7 protein-coding genes are annotated in these 6533 nt (G+C 72.6%); 6 read left to right on the top strand and 1 reads right to left on the bottom strand.

Translation table 11 applies throughout. The features are described from left to right. Positions 1-484 precede the first annotated feature (484 nt). Positions 485-1144 (top strand): NADPH-dependent FMN reductase, encoded by a 660-nt coding sequence (locus ABD269_RS35135; protein ID WP_344124681.1) that lies wholly within the window; start codon positions 485-487, stop codon positions 1142-1144. A gap of 29 nt (positions 1145-1173) precedes the next feature. Here the strand turns inward: ABD269_RS35135 and ABD269_RS35130 are convergent, their stop codons facing one another. Further along, positions 1174-2235: an ATP-dependent DNA ligase gene (locus tag ABD269_RS35130; protein WP_344124679.1), complete on the bottom strand. Its 1062-nt coding sequence runs from the start codon at positions 2233-2235 to the stop codon at positions 1174-1176. A 114-nt stretch (positions 2236-2349) separates the two neighbouring features. On the opposite strand from ABD269_RS35130, the gene ligD reads away from it, so the two are divergent. From ligD to ABD269_RS35105, 5 genes are all read left to right on the top strand, one after another. After that, positions 2350-3381, top strand: a complete 1032-nt coding sequence (gene ligD / locus ABD269_RS35125; protein WP_344124677.1) for a non-homologous end-joining DNA ligase — start codon at positions 2350-2352, stop codon at positions 3379-3381. Between the two features lie 152 nt (positions 3382-3533). Continuing rightward, positions 3534-3929 carry an SH3 domain-containing protein gene (locus tag ABD269_RS35120; protein WP_301889748.1) on the top strand — a complete coding sequence of 132 codons (396 nt, stop codon included), beginning with the start codon at positions 3534-3536 and terminating at the stop codon, positions 3927-3929. Between the two features lie 373 nt (positions 3930-4302). Continuing rightward, positions 4303-5448: a hypothetical protein gene (locus ABD269_RS35115; RefSeq protein WP_344124675.1), complete on the top strand. Its 1146-nt coding sequence runs from the start codon at positions 4303-4305 to the stop codon at positions 5446-5448. Positions 5449-5536: 88 nt separating this feature from the next. Next, positions 5537-5737, top strand: coding sequence for a Fe-S cluster assembly protein IscX (gene iscX / locus ABD269_RS35110; protein WP_344124673.1), 201 nt, complete (start codon positions 5537-5539; stop codon positions 5735-5737). Positions 5738-5807: 70 nt separating this feature from the next. Beyond that, complete coding sequence (locus ABD269_RS35105; RefSeq protein WP_344124671.1) at positions 5808-6485, top strand: AIM24 family protein; 678 nt, start codon at positions 5808-5810, stop codon at positions 6483-6485. Positions 6486-6533 lie beyond the last annotated feature (48 nt).

The following is a 6533-nucleotide window of genomic DNA, read 5'->3' as shown; positions in this document are numbered from 1 at the left end:
TGGCGTTGGTGACGGCGTTGGGGCCGTTGTGTTTTTGGTGGGTGGGCCGCCTGCGAGGTGATGGTGCGGGGGGTGATGCGGCGCCGGTGGTGACGTCGGAAGGCGGTGTTCCCCGGTTGTCGGACGGACTTGGTGTCTCCGCACGTGATCGTCAACGTGCGGCGTCTTCAGGCCAGTCCGGCGTCTGAAGTCGGGTCAGGTCCCGTTTCGACGCCACCCGGCCGTCGTTGTGTTCCGTCGCCGGATCCGAGGGCAGCGCCGTCGGATTCCGTGCGGCCGCGTGGACACGCTCCGCGCCGCGCGTGAAGAATTCCGTGAGAAGCGCCCGCCCTCTTCCCGGCCCTTTCTCCGGCGGCCGCGTCGCTCCGCGGCTCGCCGTCCGCACTCCCGCCCGTCCCTACCCGGATCCGTACGACCCGGTGGGAGTGCGGAGCGGGGCGAAAGAGCGGACGCTGGACGCGGAATCACCATGAGGAGGGCTCGTATGGTCACCGATGCTTCGCCCCCGCCGATGGACGTACTCGTCCTCGGCGCCTCGCTCCGGGCCGGCTCGCTCAACGCGCGGCTGGCCGCGCTGGTGGCCCGGCTGGTCCAGGAGGCCGGGGCCACCGTGCACCTCGCCCATATGGGGGAGTTCGTCATGCCGGTGTACGACGGCGACATAGAGGCCGCCGAGGGTCTGCCTCCCGGGGCGCTGGCGCTGAGCGAGCGGCTGAGGCTCAGCGACGCGGTCGTGATCGCCTCGCCGGAGTACAACGCCTCGGTTCCGGGCGGGCTCAAGAACGCCATCGACTGGGTGTCCCGGATCCGGCCGCAGCCGTTCAAGGACAAGCACGCGCTGCTGGTCTCGGCGTCGCCCTCCCTCGTCGGCGGCAACCGCGGCCTGTGGGCCCTGCGCGTGCCGCTCGAACACCTCGGCACCCGCGTCTACCCCGACATGTTCAGCCTCGCCCAGGCGCACGAGGGCTTCACCGACGGCGGGGACCTCACCGACAGCGGGCTCCACGAGCGGCTGGTCGAGGCGGTCGCCGCGTTCCTCCAGCTGGTGGAGGCGGACACCCGCTACGTATGCCTGCGGCGCCGCTGGTACGAGTTCCTCGGCGACCGCACGAACGCCGAGGTCACCCAGCGCGCCCAGGACTGACCCGCCGCCACCGGCCCGTACGGCTGTGATCAGTCGCCGAGGACGTCGGCGAGGTCGAAGCGGACCGTCTCCTCCAGTTGTGCGTACGTGCACTGTCCGGGTTCCCGGTCGGGGCGCCAGCGGCGGAACTGGGTGGTGTGGCGGAAGCGGTCCCCCTGGAGGTGGTCGTAGGCGACCTCGCAGACCCGCTCCGGACGCAGGGGGAGCCAGGAGAGGTCCTTGGTCCCGGTCCACCGGGACGGGCCGCCGGGCAGCCTCCCCGTGGCCTGCGCCTGCGGGTCGGTCCACTGCTGCCAGGGGTGGCCCTCGGCACTCTCCATGCGCAGCGGCTCCAGCTCGGTCATCAGCTCCTGGCGGCGGCGCATGGGGAACGCCGCGCACACGCCGACGTGCTGGAGCCGGCCCGTCGCGTCGTACAGCCCCAGCAGCAGGGAGCCGACGACGGGCCCGCTCTTGTGCAGCCGCAGGCCCGCGACCACGCAGTCGGCGGTCCGCTCGTGCTTGACCTTGATCATGACGCGTTCGCCGGGCCGGTACGGGAGGTCCGGCGGTTTGGCGATCACGCCGTCCAGACCGGCCCCTTCGAACTGCTCGAACCACGCCTGGGCGACGGCCGGGTCGTGGGTCACCGGCGCGAGGTGCAGCGGCGCCGAGGCGCCGCGGAGCGCGGCGGCGAGTGCCTCGCGGCGGGCGTGCTGCGGGGTGTCGAGCAGCGAGTCGTCGCCGAGGGCGAGCAGATCGAAGGCGACGAAGCTCGCCGGGGTGACCTCGGCCAAGTGGGTGACGCGGGAGGCGGCCGGGTGAATGCGTTCGAGCAGGGCGTCGAAGTCCAGGCGGCCGCCCCGGGCGATGACGATCTCGCCGTCCACGACGCAGCGCGGCGGGAGTTGCGCGAGCAGCGTGCGGACGACCTCGGGGAAATAGCGGGTCAGCGGCTTGGTGGTACGGCTGCCCAGTTCGATGGAGTCGCCGTCGCGGAACACGACGGCCCGGAAGCCGTCCCATTTCGCTTCGTACTGCATGCCGGGCGGAATGGCCGACGCCGTCTTCGCCAGCATCGGCCGCAGCGGCGGCATGACGGGGAGTTCCATGACCGCGATTGTGCGGGCTCGTGGAATCCCGCGCCCGTCGGCCCCTTCGCGCCGGGTACGGGGACGCGGACGCGGTGTGTTGTGGTGCGCCGGGGGCGCGCTTAGCGTGAGTGCATGGGCGAGGCAATGGAACTCACCATCGGTGAACGGGTCGTGCGGCTGTCGAACCCGGACAAGGTGTATTTCCCGGAGCGCGGCTTCACCAAATACGACGTGGCCCGCTATTACCTCGCCGTCGGGGACGGAATCGTCCGCGCCCTGCGGGACCGGCCGACGACGCTGGAGCGCTATCCGGACGGGGTCGGCGGCGAGTCGTTCTTCCAGAAGCGCGCGCCGCGCAACCTCCCCGACTGGATCCCCACCGGCCGGATCGCCTTCCCCAGCGGCCGTTACGCCGACGAGCTGTGCCCCGGCGAGGTCGCGGCCGTGGTGTGGGCGGCGAACCTGGGGTGCCTCACCTTCCACCCCTGGCCCGTGCGGCGCGGCGACACCGACCACCCCGACGAGCTGCGCATCGATCTGGACCCGCAGCCCGGCACGTCGTACGCGGACGCGGTACGGGCCGCCCTCGATCTGCGCGGCGTGCTGGAGGAACTGGGGCTCTTCGGCTGGCCGAAGACCTCCGGCGGGCGGGGCCTGCACGTGTTCGTGCCGATCCTGCCCCGGTGGACGTTCGTCCAGGTGCGGCGCGCGGCCATCGCCGTCGCCCGTGAGCTGGAACGCCGGACACCGCTGACCGTCACCACGAAATGGTGGAAGGAGGAGCGCGGGGAGAGGATCTTCGTCGACTACAACCAGACCGCGCGCGACCGCACCATCGCCAGCGCCTATTCCGTACGCCCCCGCCCGCACGCCCCGGTGTCCGCGCCCCTCCTGTGGGAGGAGGTGCCCAGTGCCGTGCCGGAGGACTTCGACCTCGGCAGCATGCCGGCCCGCTTTGCGGACATGGGGGACGTGCACGTCGGCATGGAGGATCGGCCCTGCGGCCTGGAGGCGGCCCTGGAGCTCGCGGACCGCGACGAGCGCGACCACGGCCTGGGCGATCTGCCGTATCCGCCGGAGCACCCCAAGATGAAGGGCGAGCCGAAGCGGGTCCAGCCCAGCCGTGCCCGCAAGGAGGCGCCGCCGGCCGAGCCCGGCGGCTGAACCGGCCGCCCGCCGGGAGCGGGACGGAAGGGCGCGGTCCGGGCAACCATGAGGTCTGGATGGGTTTGTCTGTGTTTATTCCGGTTTACTGCTGCTTGAGGGGTGGGAAATTGGGCAGTGCGTTATCCACTCCGGACAACAGGGAGCTGTTTATGACCCAGACACTCGTGGCCCGTGGCGTGGCATTCTCGGTGGCCGTGCTGGCCGGGGGGATGCTGGCCGCCACGCCCGTACAGGCGTCGGCGCCGGTCCCGGTACCGGGCAAACCGTACGGCACCGTCAGCAGCACGACGGGCCTCAACGAGCGTGCTTACCCCAGCACCGACTCCGCGGTACGGTCCACCCTCGCCCGCGGGACCAAGACCGCGCTGCGCTGCAAGGTCCGCGCACAGGAGGTCGGCGGCAACAACGTGTGGTACCAGCTGAAGGACCGCCCCACCTGGGTGCACGCGTCGTTCGTCACCAGCAACGGCGCCGTCCCGCTCTGCCGGGACATCAACCGCACCGCGCTGGACGACAGCCCGACCGTCCGGGCCGCGATGGGCTGACGCGGATCGGGCGGGGGCGGCGGCGCGCGGCGTCGCCGCCCCTCTCAGCTGCGGTCATCGCGCCCGGATCGCACCGATTCCGGTAGCAGGGGCCGGATTTCGGCGCGTCCCGGGCGCGGTGGCCGTGGGGCATCCCGCCCCCGACGGGGGCCATGGCCTCTACAGTTGCTGTTGCCTCCCCGTGCCGCCCGGGGTGGGCGGGGGTGCGGCTGGGGGAGCGCGGTCGATGCACTGGCAGGCCGGAGGGATGTGGGCTGTGAATCACCCGAGTCGGGGTTGTGTGCTGTTGCTGGACGGCACGCCTGACCGGCGTCGTGGTGCGGTGCCGAATCCGACATTGCACGCAGTGGTGGGGGCGGATCCACGGGGGCTGGTGGCTGCGGACGCGGTCGACGTCGTCCAACTCCCCGGTGCGGCGGGCCAGCAGAGCGTACTGGCCTATCTCCAGCACGCCGCCGCGGGCCCCGGCCCGCTGCTGGTATGGGTGACCGGGCGCCTGATGGCGTCCTCCTCGCGCCGAGGCGGCGGTGAGGTGCACCTCGCCCTGTCGGGCAGCACCCCCGGGAACGTCCGCTATACGGGACTGCCGTGGTCGTGGCTGACGCGCACGCTCGGCGCGCACGAGGGCCCCGCGCTGCTGGTCGCCGATGTCGAGGCCGACGCGGCCGCCTGGCCGAAGGTCGTGGCCGCCGCGGAGAGCGGGCAACTGTCCGAGGGCATCGCGCTGTTCGGCGTCGTCACCCCCGCTCCGCCCGCGCCCGCGCAGGAGGCCGGGCCGTACACCCGCGGTTTCCTCGGCGCGCTGCGCGCGGGCAGTCCGGGTGCGGGGCCCGCCGTGGACGTGGCGGCGGTGCACCAGTGGGCGCTCGCCGAGCCGGGGCCGGCCGGCCAAGTGCTGCCTCTGGCCTACGGTACGCCGGGACCGGTCCTGAACAACGCCGCCCACCAGGCCCGTTCGCACCGCCCCGATCCCGTGCCCGAGGCGGCGCCGGTGCGCGACGCCGTGCCGGCGCCCCGGGCAGAGCCCGCACCGGCCGTGCCCGCCGATGCCGTGCCCGCCTCCGCCGTGCCCGCCTCCGCCGTGCCCGTGCAGGACGACCTGCTGGCCGGGATCCTCGCCTCCGCCCGCGCCGGGCGGCACAACGAGGCGGCCGCGATGGCCGCGGCGTGGGAACAGCAGGCGCTGCGTCAGTACGGTCCGCACAGCCCGGAAGCGGGGCTCTGGACGGAAGTGCGGGCCGACCTGGCCCGGCTGGCGGGCGATCACGGCCGGGCGGCCGAGCTGTGGATGTCGGCCGCGCACGCGCGGCTGGAGCGCGGCGGGGCCGGGGACGTCGAGGCGGTCGCCGCGGTGAAGCGGGCGCACTACTGCTGGCAGCACAGCGGTGAACAGGCGCCCGGCCTGGCCGCCGAACTGCTCGCCCTGTGGGAGCGGGTGCCCGGTGGCGCGGGCGCCGCCGACCATGTCCGCACGCACCTGCGCGCCCTCCAGGGCGTACCGCCCGCGGCCGCCCGCTGAGGCGCCGGCCTTCCGCAGCGCCAGGTGGGCGGGAAGAGCGGCGGGTGGTGGCCTGGACCCAGCGGGCCGCGTGGGACACACTCAGCCCATGCAGTGGACTGACATCGATCGGATCGCCGCGGGCCTCGCCGAGAAGCACCCCGCCGCGGAGCCCCTGAAGGTCGACTTCCTGGACCTCCGCGACCGGGTCGCCGGGCTGAGCGGCTTCAGCGGCGACCCCACCCGGGTGAACATGCGCATCCTCGAATCCATCCAGCTGGCCTGGCTCGACCGGATGGGCATGGGCTGACCGCCGGTCACGTCTTCCCCGGTGGGGCCGCTTTTTGCCGATCGGCGGGCTGCCGTGGATCATGCTCCTCATGCACAGCGACCTCTTTGCCGCCGAGAACATGGTCACGCCCGCCACCGCGCCGGGCATGACCCTCCAGAACGCCAAGTCGATCAAGTACGTCGTCCAGGGCGAGTGTTACGCACGCCAGGGAGCGATGGTCGCCTTCCGCGGCAACCTGCAGTTCGAGAAGCTCGGTCAGGGCGTGGGGAAGTTCCTCAAGCGCGCCGTGACCGGCGAGGGCCTCGCGCTGATGACCGTGAAGGGGCAGGGCGACGTGTGGTTCGCGCACGAGGCCGCGAATTGCTTCATCGCGGACATCACGCCGGGGCAGAGCCTCACCATCAACGGGCGTAACGTCCTCTGCTTCGACCCCACCCTCTCCTACGACATCAAGGTCGTGAAGGGCGCGGGCATGACCGGCGGCGGACTCTTCAACTCCGTTTTCACCGGCCACGGCAAGCTCGGCGTCATCTGCGAGGGCAACCCCATCGTCATCCCCGTCGCCCCCGGCGCCCCGGTCTTCGTCGACACCGACGCCGTCGTCGGCTGGACCAACGACCTGCACACCTCCCTCCACCGCTCGCAGAGCCTCGGCTCCATGCTGCGCGGGGGATCGGGTGAAGCGGTCCAGCTGAAGCTGGAGGGGCAGGGTCACGTCATCGTGCGGCCCAGTGAGGCCAAGCCGGAGCGCTCCGGCGGGCACTGACCGGGTGAGGCCCGGGGCGGCCCCGTCGCTGTCCCCTCGGGTCAGCTG

This window comes from Streptomyces blastmyceticus (assembly GCF_039521185.1).
Classification (GTDB): Bacteria; Actinomycetota; Actinomycetes; order Streptomycetales; family Streptomycetaceae; genus Streptomyces; species Streptomyces blastmyceticus.
Note: the sequence above shows the minus strand (reverse complement) of the source record. Positions and strands in the feature narration are given on the sequence as shown.

Bases quoted from the DNA above. Each gene is read 5' to 3' on its own strand.
- ABD269_RS35105 (WP_344124671.1), top strand. From the start codon at position 5,808: ATGCACAGCGACCTCTTTGCCGCCGAGAACATGGTCACGCCCGCCACC.
- ABD269_RS35130 (WP_344124679.1), bottom strand. From the start codon at position 2,235: ATGGAACTCCCCGTCATGCCGCCGCTGCGGCCGATGCTGGCGAAGACG.
- ABD269_RS35120 (WP_301889748.1), top strand. From the start codon at position 3,534: ATGACCCAGACACTCGTGGCCCGTGGCGTGGCATTCTCGGTGGCCGTG.
- ligD (WP_344124677.1), top strand. From the start codon at position 2,350: ATGGGCGAGGCAATGGAACTCACCATCGGTGAACGGGTCGTGCGGCTG.
- iscX (WP_344124673.1), top strand. From the start codon at position 5,537: ATGCAGTGGACTGACATCGATCGGATCGCCGCGGGCCTCGCCGAGAAG.
- ABD269_RS35135 (WP_344124681.1), top strand. From the start codon at position 485: ATGGTCACCGATGCTTCGCCCCCGCCGATGGACGTACTCGTCCTCGGC.